Raw genomic sequence first — 22,401 nt, forward strand, 5'->3', positions numbered from 1 at the left:
GATAAGACTAATCGGAGGCGAACAGCACGCCGTCGGCGATCAACTGATCGGTCTGGTCGTCATCGAGCCCGAGTACGGCACGGCAGATCGCCCGGGTGTGCTGACCCGGCAGCGGGGCCGGCCGCTGCGGCGCCGGCGGAATATTGCGGAACGGTGCCGGACCGGTTTCAGCCGGCAACGGGTGCTCGATGAGCGGATGGGCCATGTCGGCGAACACCGCGCGGTGGCTCAGCTGGGGATCCTCGGCGATGTCAGGTGGCCGGTTCATCGGGCCGGCCGCTACCCCGGCCGCCTGCAGCAGCTCGCCGATATCGGCCGCAGTGCGCTCGCCGGTGTGCCGGCTCAGCTGCTCGGCGAGTTCGGCGCGGTGGGCGATGCGGCGTTCACCGGTGCCGAAGCGCGGGTCGGCGGCCAACGCCGCGTCCCCGAATGCCGCTGCCGTACGGCGCCAGTCGTCGTCGGCGCGGATCGAGACCACACACCATTCGTCGTCACCGGCACACGGGCAGACCAGGTCCAGTCCGGTGTCCGGCACTACCGATGGTCCCGCGGCGCGTGCAACGTAGCAGGTGTCGAGTTGATTGACTGCGGCCTCGGCCTGCGAGACATGGACGTGGGATCCGGCGCCTGTTCGCCGGCCGGCTATCAGCGCTGCCAGTGCCCCGATGGCGGTGACCCGCGCGACCACGTGGTCGGGGAAAACGGTGGTGGCGTCGTAGAACGGGTGGCGTCCGGTCGCTGCCGCACGCCGGCTGCCCTCCGGGCCCGGCGGGGCGGTCCACAATGCGGTGACCCCGGTGGTGGCACGCACCAGCGGGCCATAGCCCATCCGGTCACTCCACGGCCCGCTCTCCCCGAACGCGCTGCTCTCGGCCAGCACCAGCCGCGGGTTGATCCCCCGCAGCGTTTCGTAGCAGAACCCCAGGGCGGCAAGGGTGCCCGGTTTGAAATTGGCCAGTACTGCGTCAGCCGTGCCGACCAGCCGACCGAAGATCTCCTTGCCGGCCGGGCTGCGCAGATCCAGCCCGAATCCGAAGTTGTTGCGGTGCGTCCAGGCGAACGACTCGCTCATCGCCGATCCGGCACGGGTCTGCCGCAGCCCGTCCGGGTAGGCGGCGCTCTCCACCTTGATGATCTCGGCGCCCAGGTCGCCGAAGAGCCGGCTGGCCTCACCGCCGGCCACGATGACCCCCAAATCGACGATCCGCACCCCCTCGAACGGGCGTGCACCGACCGTGCCGCCGGCCGCCGGCACGTCCGGCCGGCTTCGCCACCCGGCGCCGGCATCACCGGGCGGCGGCGCCGGCGTGCGGAAACCGGCACGGTGCCCGTCGACCACGAAATAGCCGGTCGGTATCAGCGCCGAGAGACCCGGGGCCAGTTCGGTGCCGACCGCGGCGCGCGCCGCCGCGAAGTGTTCACCGGCCAGCACCCGCGCCGGTTCGCCCACCGCGGCGATCGGCACTCCGCGAGCCTGCCCCGCCGCGACCAGATCGGCCATGTCCAGCTCGGCGAACAGCTCGCGCACCAGCACGCTGATCTGCGGCCAGGCCGCGAACCGCTCACCGATCACGTCGAATCTGGGGTCGGCGTAGGCGGCCGGCTCCCCCAGCCACGCCCGCAGCCCGCGCCACTGCCGCGGCGACATCACGCACAGCCGCACGTAGCCGTCCCTGCACGGGTAGATCGGGTAGGCGTCCTGGTTGCGGGGCCGGCCACGCCAGCGGCTCGCCCCGCGACGGGCCGCGGCCACCTGCCCCTGGGAACCGAAGATCGGATCGAGCACCGTGACCACCGCATCGAAGCGGGAGAAGTCGATGTAATCGCCTACGCCGCAGCGCAACCGGTTGTAGTAGGCCACCAGCACCGCCCAGGCGGCCTGTACCGCCGCGGTCGCCGATGCGATCCCGTCCGGTGGCAGCACCGGGGTTCCGGTGGTCGGCCCCGATCGCGACAGCGCACCCGCGAGGGCGTAGAGCACCGCGTCGGTGGCCTGCCAGTGCGAACGTGGTCCGCTCATGCCGAAGTCGGTGACCGACATCGTCACCAGGTGGCTGTAGCGGTCGGCCAGTTCAGCGCACGAGGTCGCGAACCGCGAGGCCCCCAGGTCCGCGGTGCGCCCGCGCGGGCCGCCGTCCACGACGATGTCGGCGGTGCGCGCCAGCTCGTCGAATCGGCGGCGGTCCCGTTCGTCGGCCGGATCCAGGGTGACGCTGCGCTTGTTGGCGTTGTGCAACGCGAAGGAGATGCTCACGCCGCCCAGAAACGGGGCGACGGTGCGCGCCGGACTGCCAGCCGGCGGCTCCACCTTGAGCACGTCGGCTCCCAGGTCGGCGAGCAACCGGGTGACCGCGTCGGCGTCACCACCGGCCAGATCCAGGACACGAACCGATTCCAGCAGCACGTGGTCAGGGTAATGAATGGTTGCCGGGGTTCCGCTTGGGCGCGGACAATCGCAGAGTATGAGTGCAGAGACCACGACGCCGACATCCCCCACGCTCCCCGACGACGGCCTAACACGCATCGACGCCTACTGGCGAGCCGCCAATTACCTGTCGGTGGGCCAGATCTACCTGTTGGACAACCCGCTGCTGACCGAACCGCTGGCCGCCGAGCACGTCAAACCGCGGTTGTTGGGGCACTGGGGCACCACCCCGGGCCTGAACCTGCTTTACGTGCACCTGAATCGGGTCATCCGCGAGCGTGACGCCGACGTCATCTTCGTCACCGGACCCGGTCACGGCGGGCCGGCACTGGTCGCCAACGCCTACCTGGAGGGCACCTACAGCCAGGTGTACACCGGCATCGAGGAGAACCGGGACGGACTGCGGAAACTGTTCCGGCAGTTCTCTTTTCCCGGCGGCGTGCCCAGCCACGTGGCCGCCGAGACGCCGGGCTCCATCCATGAGGGAGGCGAGCTGGGCTACGCGCTGGTGCATGCCTTCGGCGCGGCCTTCGACAACCCGGAGCTGGTGGTGGCCTGTGTCATCGGCGACGGCGAGGCCGAGACCGGGCCACTGGCGGCCAGCTGGCATTCGAACAAATTCCTCAACCCGGCCACCGACGGCGCGGTGCTGCCCATCCTGCATCTCAACGGCTACAAGATCGCCAATCCGACGCTGCTGGCCCGGATCCCGCATTCGGAGTTGGAGGCCCTGCTGCGTGGCTACGGCTACCGGCCGATCACCGTCGCCGGCGACGATCCGGCCGTCGTGCACCGGTCGCTGGCGGCCGCGCTCGACGACGCGTTCGACGACATCGCGGCGATCCGCCATGCCGCGCGCGCCGACGGCTCGACCATGCGGCCGGTGTGGCCGATGATCGTGCTGCGCACCCCTAAAGGCTGGACCGGTCCGGGAAAGGTGGACGGTCAGCAGGTGGAGGGCACCTGGCGATCGCATCAGGTGCCGCTCGCTGCGACCCGCACCGATCCCGAGCATCGCTGGCAGCTGGAGGAATGGCTGCGCAGTTACCGGCCGACGGAGCTTTTCGACGAATCGGGCCGGCTGCAGCCGGAGCTGGCCGCACTGGCGCCGCGCGGGAACCGCCGGATGAGCGCCAACCCGCACGCCAACGGCGGTCTGCTGCTGCGCGACCTGGACCTGCCCGACTTCCGGGACTACGCCGTGCCGGTGCCCCGGCCGGCCACCGAGACCCACGAGGCCACCCGGGTGCTGGGGACGTTTTTGCGCGACGTCATCGACCGCAACCGCGATCGATTCCGGTTGATGGGCCCCGACGAAACCGCCTCGAATCGCCTTTCGGCGGTATTCGAGACGACCGACCGGGTCTGGCTGTCGGAGACCGCACCCGGCGATGACCACATGGCCCCCGACGGCCGAGTGCTCGAAGTGCTCTCCGAACACCTGTGCCAGGGCTGGCTGGAGGGGTATCTGCTGACCGGCCGGCATGGGCTGTTCAACTGCTACGAGGCGTTCGTGCACATCGTCGACTCGATGTTCAACCAGCACGCCAAGTGGCTTGCGGTCAGCCGGGAGCTGCCGTGGCGTCGGCCGATCGCCTCACTGAACTACCTGCTGACCTCCCACGTCTGGCGCCAGGACCACAACGGCGCGTCACACCAGGATCCGGGCTTCATCGACCTGGTGGCCAATAAACGCCCGGAGGTGGTGCGGGTCTACTTACCGCCGGACGGCAACACCCTGCTGTCGGTGGCCGACCACTGCCTGCGCAGCCGCAACTACGTAAACGTGATCGTCGCCGGCAAGCAGCCCGCACTGGCCTACCTGGACATGCCCGAGGCGGTGGCCCACTGCACCCGCGGGCTGGGCATCTGGGACTGGGCCGGCACCGCCACCGGGGAGCCGGACGTGGTGCTGGCCTGCGCCGGCGACATCCCCACCCTCGAAACGTTGGCCGCCGCGGACATCTTGCGCCGGGAGCTGCCCGGCCTTGCCGTGCGGGTGGTCAATGTGGTGGACATCATGCGGCTGCAGCCTGCCACCGACCATCCGCACGGGTTGCCCGACAGTGAGTTCGACGCTCTGTTCACCCGCGACAAGCCGGTGATCTTCGCCTACCACGGCTATGCCTGGCTGATCCACCGGCTCGCCTATCGGCGCACCAACCACGACCAGATGCACGTGCGCGGATACCGGGAGCGCGGTACCACCACCACGCCGTTCGACATGGTGATGCTCAACGACCTGGATCGCTTCCATCTGGTGCTGGACGTGATCGACCGGGTGCCGGGTCTGGCTGAGCGCAGCGCGGTGCTGCGCCAGCAGATGGTCGATGCCCGGCTGGCCGCCCGGCTCTACACCCGCGAGCACGGTGAGGACGACCCGCGGATCACCGACTGGACCTGGGGAACGAGCGTATCCGGAGCCGACGGCGAGATAAGGTGACGGCCATGACTGTTCACCCGTCACCGGTCCGGACGCCCCGCAAGGCGACAATGCTGTTGTTCGGCGCGCTCGTCGCCTCGGTGACCGTCGCCGGTGTCACCCCGGCCGGCGCCACGCCGGACCTGACCCTGGTGCCCATCCGCTATGAGCTGACCGGAACCGGTGTCGCCGGCTACATCACCTACCAGACCCAGCGCGGTCAGTCACACGCCACCAACGCCCCATTGCCCTGGTCGATCGAGCTGACCGGCCGGATGACCAACATGACCACTCCCGCCTTGTACTCGGTGAGCGCCCAGGGTGCCGGCCCCGGCACGCTGAGTTGCACGGTCAGCGTCAACGGGAAGGTCGTCAGCCAGAAGACCGCGACCGGTGACCCGGCGCGGGTGCTGTGCACGACCCACGAGCCTCGCTGAGCTTCCTGACCCCCACGCGCACCAGCGCCACTGTGTCGGCGCCTGAGCGCGCGTAGAATCCGACCAATGCCTTGCCACGATTTCGCGGCGTCCGGGGGGCGGCATCCATTGGGGGCACAACTCTCGGCGCTGAATCAGTTTCGCGCCTTCGTCGACGTCGCCGTCGTCGTGGTGGTGTTGGCGCTGGCCAATCTGGTCGCGCACTTCACCACGCCTTGGGCGGCGGTGGCCACGGTGCCCGCCGTCGCCGTCGGCCTGGTGGCCCTGGTCCGCTGCAACGGTCTGAGCTGGGCGGAGCTCGGTTTGGGCCGGGCCCACTGGAAGTCGGGGGTCGGCTACGCCGTCGCGGCGGTACTGGTTGTGGTGTCGGTGATCGCCGTCGGCGCCCTGCTGCCCTGGACCAGGCCGATGTTCTTGAACAACCACTACGCCACCCTGTCGGGCGCTGTGGTGGCCTCGATGCTGGTCATCCCGCTGCAGACCGTCATCCCCGAAGAGTTGGCGTTCCGCGGCGCGCTGCACGGCGCACTGCACCGGGCGTGGGGTTTCCGCGGGGTCGCCGCGGCGGGCTCGCTGCTGTTCGGGTTGTGGCATGTGGCCACCTCGCTCGGGCTGACCAGCAGCAACGTCGGATTCACCCGGCTGTTCGGCGGCGGGTTTCTGGGCATGTCGGCTGGGGTGACGCTGGCGGTGCTGGCTACCGGGGCAGCCGGTTTCGTGTTCAGCTGGCTGCGCCGCCGCAGTGGCAGTCTCATCGCTCCGATCGCGCTGCACTGGTCGCTCAACGGGGTCGGCGCCCTCGCCGCCGCCCTGGTGTGGCAGCTGTCGGCCTGAGCCGTTCAGCGAGGCTCCGACGGATCACACCACGAGCACGGCGGCACCGGCGACCCGGTCCGCGGCAAGGTCCGCCAGCGCCCGGTCGGCGTCTCCCAGCGAGTACTCCGGTGAAGTCACAGTGAGGTGGTGCGCCGCGGCGAAGTCGAGAAAGTCGCGGGCATCGGCGCGGGTGTTCGAGGTCACCGACCGGATCCGTCGTTCGTAGAACAGGTCACGCTGGTAGTTCAGCGCCGGGATGTCGCTCAGATGGATACCGGCGATCGCGCACGTACCGCCGCGATCCAGCGCCTGGCAGGCCGGCGGCACCAGCTCGCCGACCGGAGCGAACAGGATGGCAGAGTCTAACCGAACCGGCGGCGGGTCGGCCGCCCCCTGCACCGAGGCGGCCCCCAGCTGTAGCGCCAGCTCCCGGGCCCGCGGGTCACGGGTCATGACATGCACCTCGGCGCCGCGGGCCAACGCGACCTGCGCGGTGATGTGAGCACTGCCGCCGAACCCGTAGATCCCGAGCCGGCCGCCGGGCGGCAGGTCGGCGAGCTGCAACGAGCGGTAGCCGATGATCCCGGCGCACAGCAACGGCGCCAACTCGCCGTCGCGGTAGCCGGCGGGCAGATGATGGGCGAACGCGGCCGGGACGGTGGCGAATTCGGCGTATCCGCCGTCGGAGTCCCAGCCGGTGTAGCGCGACCGTGGGCAGAGGTTCTCGTCACCCCGGCGGCAGTATCGGCAGGTTCCGCAGGTGTGCCGCAGCCAGGCGATTCCGACCCGATCCCCCACGGCGAAGCCCCCGCCGGCTTCAGCGCCCACCTCGACGACCTCGCCGACCACCTCGTGGCCCGGGGTGACCCCGGCGCGGTGTACCGGTAGGTCACCTTCGGTGACGTGCAGGTCGGTACGGCACACTCCGCAGGCGCGCACCGCGACCAGCAACTCCGAGGGCCGTGGCCGGGGCACCGCTGCGCTGACCCGGTGCAAGGGACCGTCTGCGATGGGACCGGGACGAGCGACCCGCCAGGCGGTCATGGTCACCCCGGGAGACTGCGCACCCATGACGACATTCTGCGCAGCAGCCGCAGGTCGGGTCAGCCTTTGCGCACCAACCCGAGCAGCCATAGCAGCACGACCGACCCCAGGGTCGCGGTGAACAGCGTGAACCACCAGCCACCGCCGGCGGTGTCGAGGAAGAAACTCAGCAGGAAACCACCGATCAACGCGCCGATGACACCGATCACGATGTTCATCAGAATTCCGCGGCCGTCGCCACCGACGATCTTGCCGGCGAGCCAGCCTGCGATAGCACCGATGATGATGTAGCCGATCCAGCCGACGCTGGTCAGCGTCGTCGAGCGTTCGGCGAGGAATTCCGTTGCCGCCAGCACATACGTTTGCGCAGTCATATGGCCAGGCTAGCGGTTTTTACACCGCTGCGCGGCAAACTAGGTCAGCTGATGCGTCAGGGGGCGGGCGCCGGTGCCGGCGGTGGCGCCGGAGCGGGTTCCGGGGCCGGGGCGGGCGCCGGAGCGGGCGCCGGAGCAGGTGCGGGCGCCGGGATACCCGGGATGCCGGGAACCGGTGCGGGCGCCGGCTCGACCGGGGCCGGGGCGGCGGGCAGCGGGCGGATGGACTCCGTCAGCGCTTTAGCCGCCTCCCGGTCCACCGGATTGTTGGCGGTTCCCAGCCACACCACGAACCACCGCTCGGACTGGACGCCGGTGCCGCCGTCGGCCGGCGGCACCCCGATGACGCCGCTCCAGATCTGGCCGACCGGTTTGGCCGGGTCGGTGAACTTGACCTCGTAGTAGGACGCGCTGCCGGTCAGACCACCGCCCGCCAGCTCGGTGCCCTCCTGGTTGGCGCGGGTACCGGGGTAGGGCATGAAGAATTCGCCCATGTCCGATCCGAGCCGGGTGGCGGCCTTGGCGTTGTCGGTCTCGGCGCTGGCGTAGAGCCGCTGATCCAGCTTGCCGAGCACGATCCTGGTGTCGTTGGCCACCGGCGCGGGCTGCCCGGGCAGCATCGGCTCACCGGTCTGCTTGCTCAACAGCGACGACCCGTATTCGAGGTGGCTGGTGTCGGACTGCACCCAACCGCCGGGCAGTACGTAGCTGAATCCGCCGGCCAGGTCGTCGACCCGGCCCACCTCGGGTGCGCCCGGCTCGGCGACCGGCGGCGGTGCGTTCGGGTCGGGCGGCGGCGGGGCGGCGTCGGCCGGTGGGGCGTCGGCCGTGGCAGGCGGCGCGGGTGGCGGCGGCGGAGGCGGGTCCGCGTAGGCCGGCGATGCCATGGCGAATGCCAGCGCACCGGCGATCGCGGTGGCCCACGTCGTCGCGGCCACCGCTCGAATACCCCTGTGAGCCGTTGAGGTCACGTCCACCTGCTTCATGGCAGAAAAACCTACCGCGTCCCGACCGCTACGCAAGTTACGCCATGCCGGGGTGTGTCGCGCGCAATGTCACTTCCTGCGCCTTGACACCGAACCAGACCGGCTCCCCGGGCGCGAGCCGCAGCTCGCCGGCGGCCTCGACGGTGATGTCCGCGGCCAGTCCCGGCGCGCCGTCCGGCTGGTCGACGCCTCGCACCTGGATCGCGCTGCCTCGTGCGTCCAGTTCGGCGACGGTGACCGCGACGAGGTTGCGCGGGCTGCCGTGCCCGGGCGGCTCCCGATACACCGCAACCGCTCGCGGTGAACACACCGCGACGGCCGGTCGGCCGACGCCCGGGCCGTCGTCGGCGACCCCGTGCCACCGGTCGCCCCACCGGGTGCGCAGCACGCCGTCGCTTTCGATCACCCCGGCCACCAGATTGAATCCGGCGATGCGCGCCCCGAATCGGCTGCGCGGAGCAGCCAAAACCTCTGCGGTACCGCCGATTTCGGCAACCCGGCCCGATTCGAGCACCAGCACCCGGTCGGCCAGCGCGAACACGTCGAGCAAGTCGTGGGTGACCAGCACCGTGGTGCGGCGGGTGCCGGCGATGACCTCACGCAGCACGGTGCGCACCGCATCGGCCGCGGCGACGTCGAGCCCGGCCAACGGCTCGTCGAGCAGGAGCACGTCGGGTTCGGCGGCCAGCGCGCGGGCGATCGCGACCCGCTGGGCCTGCCCGCCGGAGAGCCGGCTCGGCCTGCGGTCGGCCAGCTCTTCGGCGCCGACGGCACGTAACCACGGGGCCGCCGCTGCCCGGGTGCGTGCCTGCCGCCGGCCGAGGCGCCACCGACGGTGCCGGCTGTGCGGGCCGAACGCCACGTTGGCGGCCACACTCAGGTGCGGGAACAGCAGTGGCTCCTGCATCAGCAGGCCGATCCGACGGTCGCAGGTGGCGATGTGCACCCCGGCCTCGGCGTCGGTCAGCACCCGGTCGCCGACCCGCACCAGGCCCAGGTCGGGCCGCAGCAGGCCGGCGATCACGTGCAGCAGGGTGGATTTGCCGGCGCCGTTGGGCCCGAGCACGGCGAGCACCTCCCCCGGCGCGACCGTGATCCGCACATCCAGGCCGCGCTCGGCCACCACCGCGCGCAGCGTCAGCCCGCCCGCCACGCCCGTCACCGGATGCCGGCCAGTCGCCGGGCTCCCAGCCCCAGCACCACCACCGCCGCCACCGCCACCAGCAGCAGCGACATCGCCGCGGCCGCATCAGCGTCGGTCACCCGCTGCAGGTAGATCGCCAGCGGCAGCGTTCGGGTGACGCCTTCGCGGGAGCCGGCGAAGGTCAACGTCGCCCCGAACTCCCCCAGCGACCGCGCGAAGGCCAGCACCGCACCCGAGATCAGGCCCGGTGTCAGCAGCGGCAGCGTCACCCGCCACCACACCGCGCTCGGCCGGGCACCCAGGCTGGCGGCCACCACCTCATAGTCGGCGCCGGCGGTGCGGGCCGCCCCCTCCAGGGCGATCACCAGGAACGGCAGTGACACGAACGTCTGCGCCAGCACCACCGCGGCCGTGGTGAACGCGATATGGATTCCGGCCGCCTCCAGATGACGGCCCAGCAGCCCGAGCCGCCCGAACGCGTACAGCAGCGCGATACCGCCCACCACCGGCGGCAGCACCAGCGGCAGCAACGTCAGCGGCCGCAACAGCCGCACCACCGGCGACTGGCTGCGCGCCAGGACCAACGCCATCGGCACGCCCAGCACGACGCAGAGCGCGGTACTGATCGCGGCGGTTTTCAGGCTCAGCACCAGCGCGGTCATCGAGGACGGACTGGTGATCAACGACCAGAAATTGGGCCAGTCGACCCTGACCGCGATCGCCACCAACGGCAGCACCACGAAGGCGGCGCCGATCGCGGCGGGCACATAGACCCAGCCCGGCAGGTCGTTGGGCCGATGCACAGATCAGGGCTCACCGAAGCCGGCGGCGTGCAGGATCTGCTGCCCTGCCGCACCGGCGACCAACTCGACGAACGCGCGGGCCGGTGCGGGTTGTGCCGCGTCTTTGAGCACTGCGACCGGGTAGGTGTTGACCGCGCTCTCCGCCTCCGGGAATTCGACGGTGGCCACCTTGTCGCCGGCGTTGATGGCGTCGGTGCGGTAGACGATCCCGGCGTCGGCCTGGCCGGTGGTGACCTTGTTGAGCACGTCGGTGACGTCGGGCTCCTCGCTGACGGGGTGCACCCGGCCCCCGGTGATGTCTTCGACCTTGCGGGTCGCCGCGCCGCACGGCACCGGCGGTTGGCAGACCACCACGGCCAGGCCGGCACGGGCCAGATCGGCGAAAGAGCGCACCGCGTGCGGGTTGTCGGGCGCGGTGACGATCACCAGCGTGTTGCTGGCGAACGGCACCGGCTCACCGTCCAGCAGGCCTGCCTCGGCGACCTTGTCCATCTGGGCGGTGTTGGCCGAGGCGAAGACGTCGGCGCCGGCGCCCTCGGTGAGCTGGGTGGCCAGATCCGAGGACCCGGCGAAGTTGAACTCCACGCCCACGCCGGGGTGATCGGTCTTGAACTGCTCGGCGATCTCGGTGAACGCCGCCTTCAGCGACGCCGCCGCGAACACCGTGATCGATGGGGCCGCCGGCCGGGAACCACAGCCGGTCAGCCCCGCCGAACCCGCTGCCAGCATGAGCGCCACCACGCCGGAGACCGCCCGGGTTCGCCACATGGCCCGAAGCCTATCGGCGATCGCAGGCGCGTCGGAGCCCCCCGGATCCGGACCGTAGCCGGATCGTGTCTGTGCCGAGTTCCGCCCTGCGCTCGCAAACCGGCTACTGTCCAGTAACATAGCTGCGAACACGAGGAGGTCCGACCGATGGATGTGCTGGTCACCGGTGGTGACACCGAATTGGGTCGCGCCGTTGCAGAAGGCTTCAGCGAAGCCGGCCACAAGGTGACGCTCGCCGGGATGCGAGGCCCCGAGCTCGAGGTCGCAGCCAAAGAACTCGACGCCAACGCCGTCGTCTGCGACAACACGGATCCGGCGAGCCTGCTGGCGGCGCGCGGCCTGTTCCCACACCACCTCGACACCATCGTCAACGTTCCGGCGCCGCGCTGGCAGGGCGGTGACCCGCGCGCCTATTCGCTGGCCGACCAGGCCGCCGCGTGGCGCAACGCGCTCGACGCCACCGTGCTCTCGGCGGTGCTGACGGTCGGCACCGTCGGCGACCACCTGCGTTCCGGCGGCTCGATCGTTTCGGTGATGCCGGAGAACCCGCTCGACGGCGGCGCCGATGCGGCCGTCAAGGCCGCGCTGTCGAACTGGACCGCCGGCCAGGCCACCGTCTTCGGCACCCGCGGGATCACCGTCAACGTGGTCGCCGCCGGCGCGGCGGCGCGCCCGGGCTATGACGGGCTCACCCGTACCCCGGCCGGCGCGGACACCGAGATCGCCCGGCTGGCGGTGTTCTTGACCACACCGGCAGCCCGGCACATCACCGGCCAGACGCTGCATGTCAGCCACGGAGCGTTGGCCCATTTCGGCTGATGTCACCGGGAGTGGTTAATCCCACAACGATCGAATTCGGTGACCGCCAAGTGGGTCGACTAGCGTATTTGTGAACGCAGTCGCCGTCGAGGAGCAACCGTATTCCCATGAGCGCCCAGCCTGAAGTCACTGCGCCGCAGAGCCGACGTCACCAGGTCGTCATCATCGGCTCCGGATTCGGCGGTTTGACCGCGGCCAAGAAACTCAAGCGAGCCGATGTCGACGTCAAGTTGATCGCTCGCACCACCCACCACCTGTTCCAGCCGCTGCTCTACCAGGTGGCGACCGGAATCCTCTCCGAAGGGGAGATCGCGCCGTCGACCCGCGTGGTGCTGCGCAAGCAGCGCAACGCCCAGGTGTTGCTCGGCGACGTCACCCGCATCGACCTCGCCGGAAAGTTCGTCACTTCCGAGGTGCTCGGCCACACCTACGACACCCCGTTCGACAGCCTGATCATCGCGGCCGGCGCCGGCCAGTCCTACTTCGGCAACGACGAGTTCGCCGAGTTCGCCCCCGGCATGAAGACCATCGACGACGCCCTGGAGCTGCGGGGCCGCATCCTGAGTGCCTTCGAGCAGGCCGAGCGGTCCCGCGACCAGGCCCGGCGGGAGAAGCTGCTCACCTTCACGGTGGTCGGCGCGGGTCCGACCGGGGTCGAAATGGCGGGGCAGATCGCCGAATTGGCCAATTACACGCTCAAGGGCGCGTTCCGCAACATCGACTCGACCAAGGCACGGGTGATCCTGCTCGACGCCGCTCCGGCGGTGCTGCCGCCGATGGGCGAGAAACTGGGCCTCAAGGCCGCCGAGCGGCTGCAGAAGATGGGCGTGGAGATCCAGCTCGGCGCCATGGTCACCGATGTCGACCGCAACGGCCTGACCGTCAAGGACTCCGACGGCACCATCCGGCGCATCGAATCGCAGTGCAAGGTGTGGTCGGCGGGCGTCTCGGCCAGCCCGCTGGGCCGCGATCTCGCCGAGCAGTCCGCGGTCGAACTCGACCGCGCCGGCCGGGTGAAGGTGCTGCCGGACCTGTCGGTGCCGGGGCACCCCAACGTCTTCGTCGTCGGGGACATGGCGGCTGTCGACGGTGTGCCCGGCATGGCGCAGGGCGCGATCCAGGGGGCCAAGCACGCCGCCAGCACCATCAAGGCCGAACTCGGCGGCGCCGATCCGGCTGACCGGGAGCCGTTCCAGTACCTGGACAAGGGCTCGATGGCCACCGTGTCGAGGTTCTCCGCGGTCACCAAGATCGGCCCGCTGGAGTTCAGTGGCTTTCTGGCCTGGCTGGCCTGGCTGGGACTGCACCTGATCTATCTGGTCGGGTTCAAGAACAAGGTCAGCACGCTGCTGTCCTGGAACGTGACGTTCCTGAGCACCCGGCGCGGTCAGCTCACCATCACCGAGCAGCAGGCCTTCGCCCGGACCCGCCTGGAGCAACTCGAGATGCTGGCGGCCGAGGCGCAGCGCGGCGCCGAACGCGCGGTCAGTTAGCAGCGGGTCGCCGCCGTCGACTCAGCTGGGCAGGTTCTGCAGCCTGACCTGCCCGCGCGCGAGCACCTTGTCATCGGAATCGGTGATCGTCACCAGCCACAGCTGTTGGCGGCGGCCGCGATGGATCGGGGTGGCCGCGGCGAACACCGTTCCCGACGACACCCCCCGCAGGAAGTCGGTGTTGTTGTTGACCCCCACCACGGTGCCGCCGGTCTCGCCGCCGCCCGCGTTCAGCCAGGCGTGACCGGACACGCTTGCCACACTCTCGACGACTGAGCAGTAGACCCCGCCGTGCACGAGGCCGGCGGGCTGGCTCAGCTTGGGCTGCAACTCCAGCGTGGCGCGGGCGCCGTCGGGGCCGATGTCGGTGAAGACCAGGCCGATCTCACGGTCGAAGGGCGCGACGGGGATGGTCGGGGAACCGCTGGCAGCCATGTCATCGTTGTACACGACCGGGTGCCGTGCGCCGAACGCAGTCGGTGCGGCGTGGGGCCCGCCCGCGCACCGCAGCACGCGCCGCCGGTACGACAGCCGGTAGTAATTGACGGTAGGCTTGCTCCATTCCGCAGGGAGTTGATTACGACATGGCTAAGCAGACCCACCTAGGCGACTTGGAACGAGCGGTGATGGACCATCTGTGGTCCGCACCGGAGGCCCAGACGGTGCGTCAGGTCCACGAAGCGCTGTCCGCACACCGAGACCTGGCCTACACCACGGTGATGACGGTGCTGCAGCGGCTGGCCAAGAAGAGCCTGGTGTCGCAGATCCGTGATGACCGCGCGCACCGCTACACCCCGGTCCGCGGCCGGGACGAGCTGGTCGCCGGGCTGATGGTCGAAGCCCTCGACCAGGCCGCCGACTCCGGGGACCGCCGAGCCGCCCTGGTGCATTTCGTGGAGCGGGTCGGCGTGGACGAAGCCGAGGCCCTGCGCCGCGCGCTCGACGAGTTGGAAGCCAAACATCACGTCGGCCTGCCCGCTGGCGGCCGGCACACGTCCTGAGGGAGACTGGCAGCGTGTCCGCGCTGGCCTTCACCCTGTTGGCGCTGCTGCTCGTGGGGCCGGTTCCCGTCCTGCTCGCGCGCGCCGACTGGCCGTTACGCGCCCCGCGGGCCGCGGTGGTGCTCTGGCAGGCCATCGCGATCGCCGCGGTGCTGTCGGCGTTCAGCGCGGGGGTCGCCACGTCGAGTCGGCTGCTGATGCCGGGCCCCGACGGTCGGCCCACCTCGACGATCCTGGGCTCCATCGACCGGTTGGGCTGGCCGCTGTGGACCTTCTACACCGCGGTGTCGGCATTGACGCTGCTCGTCGGCCTGCGCCTGACGGTGACCGTGCTGCGGGTCGCGATCGGCACCCGGCAGCGCCGGGCCCGCCACCGCATGCTGGTCGACCTGGTGGGCGTCTCTGACAGCCCGCCGGCGGTGCGCACCAGCGGCCTTCGGATTCTGCAGGTGATGCAGCCCCTGGCCTACTGCCTGCCCGGGGTGCGCAGTCGGGTGGTGCTCAGTTCGGGCGCCCTGCAGGCGCTCAGCGACACCGAACTGGCCGCCCTGCTCTGCCATGAGCGCGCCCACCTGCGCGCGCGGCATGATCTGGTGCTGGAGGCGTTCACCGCGGTGCACTCCGCGTTTCCACGGTTCGTGCGCAGCGCCAGCGCCCTGGACGCGGTGCGGTTGCTGGTCGAACTGCTGGCCGACGACGCCGCCGTTCGGGTCGCCGGTGCCCCTCCCCTGGCCCGCGCCCTGGTGACCTGCGCTTCAGCGCCCATCCCCGCCGGCGCGCTGGCTGCCGGCGGTCCCAACACGGTGTTGCGGGTACAGCGGCTGTCCGGACGAGGCAACAGTCGCACGCTGGCTGCCGCCGCCTACTCCGCCGCGGCCGGGGTGCTGACGGTGCCGACGATCGCGCTGGCGGTACCGTGGCTGACCGAACTGCATCGACTGATCGCGGGATGACCCGCGCCGCCCGGCGTGCCGCGCGGCGATCACCTACCACCGAAAGGCGAATGTATGAGCGCGTCGGAACTTGTCGGCACCGCCCAGATCGGGGTGACCGGCCTGGCCGTCATGGGATCCAACATCGCGCGCAACTTCGCCCGCCACGGCTACACGGTGGCGCTGCACAACCGATCGATCGCCAAGACCGACGCCCTGCTGAGCGCACACGGCTCGGAGGGGAAGTTCGTTCGCAGCGAATCGATTCCGGAATTCCTTGCCGCGCTTGAGAAACCACGCCGGGTGCTGATCATGGTGCAGGCCGGTGCGGCCACCGACGCTGTGATCAATGACCTCGCCGACGCCATGGAGCCCGGCGACATCATCATCGACGGCGGCAACGCGCTCTACACCGACACCATCCGCCGCGAGAAGGCGATGGCCGCCCGCGGACTGCACTTCGTCGGGGCCGGTATCTCCGGCGGGGAGGAGGGTGCGCTGAACGGGCCGTCGATCATGCCGGGCGGCCCGAAGGAGTCCTACACGTCGCTCGGACCGCTGCTGGAGGAGATCTCCGCGCACGTCGACGGGGTGCCGTGCTGCACCCACATCGGGCCGGACGGTGCCGGGCACTTCGTCAAGATGGTGCACAACGGCATCGAGTACTCCGACATGCAGTTGATCGGCGAGGCATACCAGTTGCTACGCGACGGCCTGGGGCTGGCCGCGCCGCAGATCGCCGACGTGTTCACCGAGTGGAACGCCGGTGAGCTGGACAGCTACCTGGTCGAGATCACCGCCGAGGTGCTGCGTCAGGTCGACGCCAAGACCGGCAAGCCGCTGGTCGACGTCATCGTCGACGAAGCCGAGCAGAAGGGCACCGGCCGCTGGACGGTCAAGTCCGCCCTGGACTTGGGGGTTCCGGTCACCGGAATCGCCGAGGCGGTGTTCGCCCGGGCGCTGTCGGGTTCGGTCCCGCAGCGTCGCGCCGCGGCGGGCCTGGCCGCCGGGGACCTCGGCGAGCGTCCTTCGGATGCGGCCCGGTTCACCGAGGATGTCCGCCGGGCGCTGTACGCCTCGAAGATCGTCGCTTATGCGCAGGGGTTCAACCAGATTCAGGCCGGCAGCGCCGAGCACGGCTGGGACGTCACCCCCGGCGACCTGGCGACGATCTGGCGTGGCGGCTGCATCATCCGCGCCAAGTTCCTCAACCGGATCAAAGAGGCCTTCGACACCGACCCGGATCTGGTGAGCCTGCTGGCCGCTCCGTACTTTCGCAGTGCCGTGGAGGCCGCCATCGACAGCTGGCGCCGGGTGGTGACAACGGCTGTCGCCCTGGGGATTCCGTCCCCCGGTTTCTCCTCCGCGCTGGCCTACTACGACGGGCTGCGCACCGAACGACTGCCGGCCGCGCTGACCCAGGCGCAGCGCGACTACTTCGGTGCCCACAGCTACGGCCGGGTGGACGCCGAGGGCAAGTACCACACGCTGTGGAGCGGCGACCGCAGCGAAGTTCCGGTTTAACCCGGGTTCAAACCAGCAGCCGCAGCACGGCATCGGTGTAGGCCTGCGGGTCTTCGAGCTGCGGGTAATGGCCCAACCCGGGTAGTTCGATGACGTCGCCGGCCGGGCGCAGCTCCCGCAGCCCGTCGAGCACGTTGGTGGTCGCCACCGGGTCATCGAGTGCCCACACGAATCCCAGCGGCTTGGACCAGTCGCGCACCGCGCCGTGCCAGCGTTGCGCGTGGCGCACCCGTTCGTCGAGGTAGGCCGAGAGCAGGTGCGCGATCCGATTGCCTCCGTTGTGGGTCAGCAGGGCCCACTGCGCGGCGGCCTCCTCGGGGGCCAGCGGATGGCCGGCGCTGAACAGCCGGCCAAAGCCGCGGACGAAACTGCGCCGGTTCGTCAGCCGGGCGGCCAGTCCGCCGAACGGGCCGCGCAGCACCTTCTGGATGGGCCGCAGGCTGGCCCGCTCCAGGATCACGCTGCCGTTGGACAGCACCGCACGGCGCAGGTCGAAACTCAGCGTGCCGGCCACGTCGCGGGCCAGCAGTTCGGTGGCCACCGAGGTGCCCATGTCGTGGGCGGCCAGCACCACCGGACCGGTGCCGGTCGCAGCCACCACCTGTTGCACCAGATCGGCCTGCTCGAACAGGCTGTAGCGGTGCGGGTTCGGCTTGTCCGACAGTCCGAACCCCAGAAAATCCATCGTCAGCCAGGACCGGCCGGCCAGTCGGTCGACGACGGATGCGAAATCGTAGGAGCAGGACGGAAAGCCGTGCAGCAACAGCACGGTGGGCCCGTCGCCGGTCCCGGACCGTACGAATACCCGGCCGGCGGTGGTCGACAGCCAGCGGCCGCCGTCCTGCCAGCGCCGCACGCTGTCGGGCCATGTCGTGTTCGCCATCGCGGTCATTGTGCGCGCCGCGCCTCAGATCAGCGCAAGCAGGTCGGCGAGCGCCGAGCCGGTGTCGTCCGCGGCCCCGCCGCCGAGGTTGGTCAACGCGTCGGTGATGTCGTCGAAGACGGCTTGCGGAAACCCCAGGAAAACCGAGCTGACGTCGTGCAGACCGGTCTGGAACGCCGCGCCGATCGCCGTCGGGTCGCCGTCGAGCAGCGCCTGGTAGAGATTCCAGGCCGCGACCTGCGGGGTGGTGATCAGGTCGCGTACGTCCATGATCAGCTTGGTCAGCAGTCCCGGGTCCTCCGGGACGGCGATCCCGTTCCAGCTGACCAGTGTCCAGCCGTCGGTGGGGTTGCCCTCGATCTGCACGATGCCGGTGTTGGGCAACAGCGGGGAGCCGTCGTCGTTGGCGAACATCGTCTGCAACGTCAACGGCAGCAGCAGTGAGATGTCGGGGTTCTTGACATTGAGCGCCACCCAGGCGGCGATGTCGGCCTCGTTGTTGAACGCCACGGCGGTGATGTCGCCGGTGTCGCTTTCCACCGGGTTGGCCATCGCGGCGCTGTACATCGCGTCCACGGCCTCGGTGAAGTTCTGGTTCATCACCACCCCGTTGGGGTCCTCGACCGAACCCGGGATCGGCATCAGCACCAATCCGAACAACGTCCACAGCATCGGCGTGAACTGGTACAGGAAGCCCGACAGGCTCGCGATCGGTTGGCCGGCGTAGCTGCCGCTGTCGATCTCGTTGAGTCCGGGCAGGATCTGCGTCGTCATGTTCTCCAGCGCGGCGAACGGCGCGGCGGTGTCGATGTCGCGGATGGCCTGCCCGGAGAAGATGCCCGCCACCTGGTCACCGAGTTCCTGGTGCAGTTTGTCGGCCACGTCCTGGGCCTGCTGCATCCCGAGATCGCTGAGCGGCGGGCCCGGATGATCCGGAGACGGGGTGATGACGTCGTTGAACGGCGGCATCCGCTGCCCGTGCCGCACGATGTCGATGACGACATCTTGTAGTGCGCCGTCTTGGGCTGCCCCGCTGGTGAGAGTGACCGCGGGGGCGGCGGGATCGGTGTGCACCGGCGGTGTGACGGCGATGACGCCGGCGCCGAGGAGGGCGGCGAGACCGGCGGCTACCGGCCCGATCGGGATTGCGTGCATGACAACGACCTCCTAGCCGAGGTTTCCGAGAGCGTCGGCGATGTCGCTGAAGACCGCGCCGGGGAACTGGCTCAACGCCGAGGTGACCTGCTCGAAACCGGTCTGGACCGCGTTCATGATCACTTCGGGATCCGAGCCGAGAATGGCCTGGTGCACAGCCCACAACGACTCTTGGACCGGCAGCATCACGTCCCGCACGTCGACGAAGAGCGCGGTGAACAGGTCCGGATCTTGCGGGATGGCGTGCCCGTCCCAGCTGATCAGGGTCCAGCCGTCGGTGGGGTTGCCCTCGACCTCGACGACCGCGGCGTTGGGCAGGAAGATGCTCGTCTGGCCGTTCGGGACACTGTGTGACTCGTTGAGGAGGTTCAGGAAGAACGGCAGATCGGGGTTGTCGACGTTCTGCATCACCCAGGCGAAGACGGACGCCGTGCTGCTGAACGCCACATCGGTGAGCTGGCCGTTGGCACTGACCACCCCGGAGCTCAGCGCATGGTCGTACATCGTCTGAACGGCGTCGCTGAATCGATCATCCAGCACCACCCCGTTGATGTCGTGCGAGCCCGGGCCCTGCACCAGTGCCAGCCCCAGCGGCGCTCCGAACGACCAGGCCCCCACGGTCAGAAAGGCCAACCGACCGCCAAGACTCTCAATCGGATCGAGCGCGTAGACGCCACTGTCGACCTCGTCGAGCCCGGGCAGTATATGCACATCGGCGGGGGCGCCGCCGGTGCCCTCCAGATCGGCGAACGGCGCAGCGGTCTCCTGCACCCGGAGACCCTGCCCGGTGAAGATGCCGGCGACCGGGCCGAGTTGGGTGAACAACTGCTGCCCGACGTCGTTCGCCTGTTGGTGGCCGAGGTCGCTGAGCGGGGCGCCCGGATGATCCGGCGAGGGGGTGAGCAGCAGATCGTACGGCGGTGTCATCTGCGCGTGCCGCACGAAATCGATGACGACATCCTGCGCGGTGAGTTCGACGTCGGGTGTGGTTGCCCTCGACGACGCCGGCGGTGCAGCGACCGGGGCCACGGCGATGCCGCCGACCAGGGCGGCACCGGCGGTGAGGGACAAGATCGGACTGACCTGCATGATGCGTACCTCTTCTGGATGGAAGTGACGTACGGCCGGCTGCGTAGTCGGTGTTTTGGTATTGCGCAATTCAGCGTCTTATAAGTATTGAGGTTCGCTGGTTAATGCCTGTCAGCTAACTGTCAAGCACCTGCGGTCAATGCGGCGCCGTGCGACATTCGCGGGTCCGTCCAGCGTCTTGACGTGGCCCGACACCCCGAAGGACACCCCGGAGGCGCAGACCGCCCCGGCGCTCGCCCCGGCGATGTTCGTGCGCGCCGGGCCGGCCGTGCGGTGGCTCGGACGCTCCCGGCCCGCTCTCGCACCTGCCGCCCACGGACCCGTGTCGCACCCGCCAAAAGTTGTGGGCAGCGAGGATTCTCGCGGCGGGGCGTCGGTTCGCTGCGGACCGTTAAGACCCGCGGTTTCGCCACTGCCGGTGCAGTTTGCGCTCCAGGTAGCCCTCGAGGCGGCATCCCCGCCACGCCACGGGGGCAACAGTCCGGCAGGGGCGGGCGACGCCGCGGCCCGGCCGGTTGAGCCGTCGGTCAACAGCAGGCGCAACCGGGGTCCGAATGGCCACACCCCGCCGGTCGCAGCTAACTGTCATCTCTAATCCCCTAAACGACCAGATGAGTTTAGCTGACGATGCGGCTGTGAGGAAGATCAATTTTTCCTCCGTTGAGCGCCCGATAACGAGTGGTTCCGCCGACGCGGTGCCGGTACCGTGGCTGCCGGGCAGAAACAACGCCCCCGTGGCCGGCCGTGGTGGTGTCCGGCGTCAACCTGAACCCGGCCCAGAACCAGTGGAGGAAATTGATGGGCTCGTCGGAACCCAACGGCCCGATATCGGGCGCCCGATGAGATTCGCCAGCGGGTACGACCACGGCTACGACCTGACCTACGACGATGTCTTCATCGTCCCCAACCGCTCGGCCGTCGATTCCCGACTCGACGTGGATCTGTCCACCCGCGACGGTTCGGGAGCCACCATCCCGGTGGTGGTGGCCAACATGACCGCCGTGGCGGGCCGGCGAATGGCCGAGACGGTGTCCCGGCGCGGCGGGATCGTGGTGCTGCCCCAGGATCTGCCGATCGATGTCGTGCGCCAGACCGTGGCGTTCGTGAAGAGTCGCGACCTGGTCGCCGACACCCCCGTCGTGCTCTCCCCCGACGACTCGGTCTCCGCCGCGATGGCGCTGCTCCCGAAACGAGCGCACGGGGCGGCCGTGGTCACCGTCGACGGTCGCCCGACCGGCCTGGTGACCAGGACGTGCTGCGAAGGGGTGGACCGCTTCAGCAGGGTGAGTGAGGTCGCGATGTCCGACCTGCTGAGCGTTCCGATCGGCACCGAACCCCGCAAGATCTTCGACCTGCTGGAGCATGCGCCGGTCGACATCGCGGTGCTGACCAACTCCGATGGGACGCTGGCCGGCGTCCTGACCCGTACCGGTTCGATCCGGGCCGGCATCTACACCCCCGCCACCGATGCGGCCGGCCGGCTGCGGATCGGCGCGGCGGTCGGCATCACCGGCGACGTGACGACCCGGGCCGGCGCGTTGTTGGCAGCCGGGGTGGACGTGCTGGTCATCGACACGGCGCACGGCCATCAGGAGAAGGCGATACAGGCGATCCGCTCGGTGGCCGCGCTGCAGCCGGGCGTTCCGCTGGTCGCCGGCAATGTGGTGTCCGCAGCGGGCACCCGGGATCTGATCGCCGCCGGGGCGGACATCGTCAAGGTCGGTGTCGGCCCCGGCGCGATGTGCACCACCCGGATGATGACCGGGGTGGGCCGGCCGCAGCTCTCGGCCGTACTGGAGTGTGCGGCCGCGGCACACGAACTCGGCGCCCACGTCTGGGCCGACGGCGGGGTTCGCCATCCCCGCGACGTGGCGCTGGCACTGGCCGCCGGGGCGTCGAACGTGATGATCGGCTCGTGGTTCGCCGGCACCTATGAATCGCCCGGCGACTTGATGTTCGACCGCGACGGCAAACCGTACAAGGAGAGCTACGGCATGGCGTCCAAGCGGGCGGTGGCCGCGCGCACGGCCGGCGACAGTGCGTTCGACCGCGCCCGCAAAGCACTCTTCGAGGAAGGTATTTCGACGTCGAGGATGATGCTGGACCCGGATCGCGGCGGAGTGGAGGATCTGCTGGACCACATCACCTCCGGCCTTCGCAGCACCTGCACCTATGTCGGCGCATCGGACCTGGCCCAGTTGCATGAGCGCGCCGTGCTCGGAGTGCAGTCGGCCGCAGGCTTCGCCGAGGGCCATCCGTTACCGTTCGGCTGGTGAGACCCGCGAG

At 69.9% G+C, this 22,401-nt stretch carries 20 protein-coding genes; 9 read left to right on the plus strand and 11 right to left on the minus strand.

What is annotated here, in order from left to right; all coding sequences use genetic code 11:
• Positions 1 to 7 precede the first annotated feature (7 nt).
• The gene (locus tag AWC24_RS08715) at positions 8 to 2,422 is read right to left on the minus strand and encodes a CaiB/BaiF CoA-transferase family protein (protein ID WP_234807308.1); all 2,415 of its coding nucleotides are present in this window, start codon (positions 2,420 to 2,422) and stop codon (positions 8 to 10) included.
• A 40-nt stretch (positions 2,423 to 2,462) separates the two neighbouring features.
• On the opposite strand from AWC24_RS08715, the gene AWC24_RS08720 reads away from it, so the two are divergent.
• The 3 genes from AWC24_RS08720 (at position 2,463) to AWC24_RS08730 (ending at position 6,118) form a co-directional block, all read left to right on the plus strand.
• Positions 2,463 to 4,868, plus strand: coding sequence for a phosphoketolase family protein (locus AWC24_RS08720; RefSeq protein ID WP_085083954.1), 2,406 nt, complete (start codon positions 2,463 to 2,465; stop codon positions 4,866 to 4,868).
• Between the two features lie 5 nt (positions 4,869 to 4,873).
• Positions 4,874 to 5,284 carry an MmpS family transport accessory protein gene (locus AWC24_RS08725; protein ID WP_234807304.1) on the plus strand — a complete coding sequence of 137 codons (411 nt, stop codon included), beginning with the start codon at positions 4,874 to 4,876 and terminating at the stop codon, positions 5,282 to 5,284.
• A 66-nt stretch (positions 5,285 to 5,350) separates the two neighbouring features.
• Positions 5,351 to 6,118 (plus strand): CPBP family intramembrane glutamic endopeptidase, encoded by a 768-nt coding sequence (locus AWC24_RS08730; RefSeq protein WP_085083958.1) that lies wholly within the window; start codon positions 5,351 to 5,353, stop codon positions 6,116 to 6,118.
• Between the two features lie 24 nt (positions 6,119 to 6,142).
• Here the strand turns inward: AWC24_RS08730 and AWC24_RS08735 are convergent, their stop codons facing one another.
• The 6 genes from AWC24_RS08735 to modA are packed head-to-tail and all read right to left on the minus strand — an operon-like array spanning position 6,143 to position 11,219.
• Positions 6,143 to 7,171, minus strand: coding sequence for a zinc-binding alcohol dehydrogenase family protein (locus AWC24_RS08735; protein ID WP_085083960.1), 1,029 nt, complete (start codon positions 7,169 to 7,171; stop codon positions 6,143 to 6,145).
• A 32-nt stretch (positions 7,172 to 7,203) separates the two neighbouring features.
• On the minus strand, positions 7,204 to 7,518 hold the full coding sequence (locus AWC24_RS08740) for a GlsB/YeaQ/YmgE family stress response membrane protein (RefSeq protein ID WP_085083961.1): 315 nt from the start codon (positions 7,516 to 7,518) through the stop codon (positions 7,204 to 7,206).
• A 56-nt stretch (positions 7,519 to 7,574) separates the two neighbouring features.
• A complete protein-coding gene (locus tag AWC24_RS08745; RefSeq protein WP_085083963.1) occupies positions 7,575 to 8,504 on the minus strand; it encodes an alanine and proline-rich secreted protein Apa in 930 nt (309 codons plus the stop codon).
• Between the two features lie 37 nt (positions 8,505 to 8,541).
• A complete protein-coding gene (locus AWC24_RS08750) occupies positions 8,542 to 9,657 on the minus strand; it encodes a sulfate/molybdate ABC transporter ATP-binding protein (protein WP_085084075.1) in 1,116 nt (371 codons plus the stop codon).
• Between the two features lie 5 nt (positions 9,658 to 9,662).
• A complete protein-coding gene (locus AWC24_RS08755; RefSeq protein WP_085083965.1) occupies positions 9,663 to 10,451 on the minus strand; it encodes an ABC transporter permease in 789 nt (262 codons plus the stop codon).
• Positions 10,452 to 10,454: 3 nt separating this feature from the next.
• Positions 10,455 to 11,219, minus strand: a complete 765-nt coding sequence (gene modA / locus AWC24_RS08760) for a molybdate ABC transporter substrate-binding protein (protein ID WP_085083967.1) — start codon at positions 11,217 to 11,219, stop codon at positions 10,455 to 10,457.
• Positions 11,220 to 11,366: 147 nt separating this feature from the next.
• Here modA and AWC24_RS08765 point away from each other — a divergent pair, with 147 nt between their 5' ends.
• Together AWC24_RS08765 and ndh are read left to right on the plus strand one after the other, a co-directional pair.
• Positions 11,367 to 12,038, plus strand: coding sequence for an SDR family oxidoreductase (locus AWC24_RS08765; RefSeq protein ID WP_085083969.1), 672 nt, complete (start codon positions 11,367 to 11,369; stop codon positions 12,036 to 12,038).
• A gap of 107 nt (positions 12,039 to 12,145) precedes the next feature.
• Positions 12,146 to 13,531, plus strand: coding sequence for a type II NADH:quinone oxidoreductase Ndh (ndh, locus tag AWC24_RS08770; protein WP_085083971.1), 1,386 nt, complete (start codon positions 12,146 to 12,148; stop codon positions 13,529 to 13,531).
• A gap of 21 nt (positions 13,532 to 13,552) precedes the next feature.
• On the opposite strand, the gene AWC24_RS08775 is transcribed toward ndh, so the two are convergent.
• A complete protein-coding gene (locus tag AWC24_RS08775; RefSeq protein ID WP_085084076.1) occupies positions 13,553 to 13,966 on the minus strand; it encodes a PaaI family thioesterase in 414 nt (137 codons plus the stop codon).
• Between the two features lie 149 nt (positions 13,967 to 14,115).
• Here AWC24_RS08775 and AWC24_RS08780 point away from each other — a divergent pair, with 149 nt between their 5' ends.
• From AWC24_RS08780 to gnd, 3 genes are read left to right on the plus strand one after another with little or no spacing between them, the layout of a single operon-like run.
• Positions 14,116 to 14,532, plus strand: coding sequence for a BlaI/MecI/CopY family transcriptional regulator (locus AWC24_RS08780; RefSeq protein ID WP_085083973.1), 417 nt, complete (start codon positions 14,116 to 14,118; stop codon positions 14,530 to 14,532).
• 14 nt (positions 14,533 to 14,546) lie between these two features.
• On the plus strand, positions 14,547 to 15,485 hold the full coding sequence (locus AWC24_RS08785) for a M56 family metallopeptidase (RefSeq protein ID WP_085083975.1): 939 nt from the start codon (positions 14,547 to 14,549) through the stop codon (positions 15,483 to 15,485).
• A 54-nt stretch (positions 15,486 to 15,539) separates the two neighbouring features.
• Positions 15,540 to 16,988 carry an NADP-dependent phosphogluconate dehydrogenase gene (gene gnd, locus AWC24_RS08790; protein ID WP_085083977.1) on the plus strand — a complete coding sequence of 483 codons (1,449 nt, stop codon included), beginning with the start codon at positions 15,540 to 15,542 and terminating at the stop codon, positions 16,986 to 16,988.
• A gap of 7 nt (positions 16,989 to 16,995) precedes the next feature.
• On the opposite strand, the gene AWC24_RS08795 is transcribed toward gnd, so the two are convergent.
• From AWC24_RS08795 to AWC24_RS08805, 3 genes are read right to left on the minus strand one after another with little or no spacing between them, the layout of a single operon-like run.
• Positions 16,996 to 17,880: an alpha/beta fold hydrolase gene (locus tag AWC24_RS08795; protein WP_109560378.1), complete on the minus strand. Its 885-nt coding sequence runs from the start codon at positions 17,878 to 17,880 to the stop codon at positions 16,996 to 16,998.
• Positions 17,881 to 17,895: 15 nt separating this feature from the next.
• The gene (locus tag AWC24_RS08800) at positions 17,896 to 19,026 is read right to left on the minus strand and encodes a histidine phosphatase family protein (protein ID WP_085083979.1); all 1,131 of its coding nucleotides are present in this window, start codon (positions 19,024 to 19,026) and stop codon (positions 17,896 to 17,898) included.
• A gap of 12 nt (positions 19,027 to 19,038) precedes the next feature.
• The gene (locus AWC24_RS08805; protein ID WP_234807305.1) at positions 19,039 to 20,115 is read right to left on the minus strand and encodes a phosphoglycerate mutase family protein; all 1,077 of its coding nucleotides are present in this window, start codon (positions 20,113 to 20,115) and stop codon (positions 19,039 to 19,041) included.
• Between the two features lie 839 nt (positions 20,116 to 20,954).
• Between AWC24_RS08805 and AWC24_RS08810 the strand changes: the two genes are divergently transcribed.
• The gene (locus tag AWC24_RS08810; RefSeq protein ID WP_085083981.1) at positions 20,955 to 22,391 is read left to right on the plus strand and encodes a GuaB1 family IMP dehydrogenase-related protein; all 1,437 of its coding nucleotides are present in this window, start codon (positions 20,955 to 20,957) and stop codon (positions 22,389 to 22,391) included.
• The last annotated feature ends 10 nt before the right edge of the window (positions 22,392 to 22,401 follow it).

Origin of the sequence: Mycolicibacter senuensis (genome assembly GCF_002101885.1) — a bacterium.
Taxonomy (GTDB): Bacteria; Actinomycetota; Actinomycetes; order Mycobacteriales; family Mycobacteriaceae; genus Mycobacterium; species Mycobacterium senuense.